The following is a 1,231-nucleotide window of genomic DNA, read 5'->3' as shown; positions in this document are numbered from 1 at the left end:
AGTTCACGGCCTGGTTCGCGGAGGCGGTCGCCTGGGTGGCCGAGTAGTTGGCCTGCCGGTTGGCCGTCTGCGCGGTCGCCGCCGCACTCCTGGCCTTCTGCGCCGAAGCGGCGGCGGCCGCCGCGGAGGCGTCGGCGGCGGTGGACTTGGCCTTGGCGTCGTCCGAGTACCCCTTCGCCTCCAGGGCCGACTGCCCCGCCAGGCTCGCCCAGTGAGCGGCCTCCTCCGACGCGTGGCGCGCGTCCGCGGCGATCTGGTACGCCCGCTGGGCGCTCTCGCTCGCGGTGGCCGCGTCCTTCGCGGCGTTGGCGATCATGCTCAGCACGGACGACACGTGCGCGTCCGTGTCCGCGTCCTTCTGCGCCGCCGTGAACTGGGTCTTGCGGACGAACTCGTGCTGCATCCAGGCCGGTCCGGCCAGGGCGACCGCGCCCGCGGCCTTCACGTTGGGCCCGCCGCCGTCCGTCGCGACCACCACGGCCACCCGGTCGTCCTCGGCCAGGGCCTTGGCGTAGCCGTTGGACAGGAAGGCCGCCAGGACCGGCACCCGGCCGTCGGCCAGGGCGGCGCCGCCGTCCCGCTGGACGGCCTTGCCGCCGTCCGAGACCAGGGAGACGGTCCGCACCCGCAGGTCCTCGGCCTGGGCCTGGAGCGCCCCACCGCTGAGGAACTTCTCGACCGCGGTCGGGTCGGTGCTCTCCAGCGTCTTCTGCGCCTCGGTCGCCAGCTTGGCGTTCGCGATGCTCGTGACGGCCAGGATCTTCTCCCGGTCGTCGAGCTTCAGGCTGCGCTGGTAGTCCGACTTGGCCCAGGACACCACGGCCTCGTCGGTGCCGGAGAGCGCGGCCTGCGCCGACGCCCGGGTCCAGGAGCCGGTGGACTTCAGCAGGTTGACCGCGGCCTTGCGGCCGGCCTGGGCGGCCGTCGCGGTGCCGGTGCCGGGCGCCGCGGCCTGCTTGACCAGGTCCTTCGTCGCGGCGTCCTGCGAGGCGGCCTCGGTCTGCTGCTGGTTGAAGTCCGCCTGGGTGGCCTGATCGTCCTTCAGCAGCAGGTCGGCCTGGGTGATGCCGAGCTGCTTGTCCGACTCCAGCCGCACGGCCTCGGCGTCACGGGCCAGCTTCTCCAGCGCCTGGGCCTTCGTCACCGCCGAGGCCGCGGTCTGGGCGGCGACGGCGGCGGCGTCCGCGTGCTGCCCCGCGATGTTCGCCCAGTCCTGGGCCTGGCCCGCGGC

At 74.4% G+C, this 1,231-nt stretch carries 1 protein-coding gene; it reads right to left on the bottom strand.

The genetic code is table 11. The features are described 5' to 3' along the window. Window positions 1-1,231 (bottom strand): ALF repeat-containing protein (locus ACFU6K_RS39350; protein ID WP_380671526.1); only part of this gene is annotated, 1,231 nt, incomplete at both ends.

It is taken from the genome of Kitasatospora sp. NPDC057512 (assembly GCF_042802135.1).
In the GTDB taxonomy this organism is placed as follows: Bacteria; Actinomycetota; Actinomycetes; order Streptomycetales; family Streptomycetaceae; genus Kitasatospora.
The sequence above is the reverse complement of the archived record's forward strand: the minus strand, read 5'-3'. Positions and strand labels throughout refer to the sequence as shown.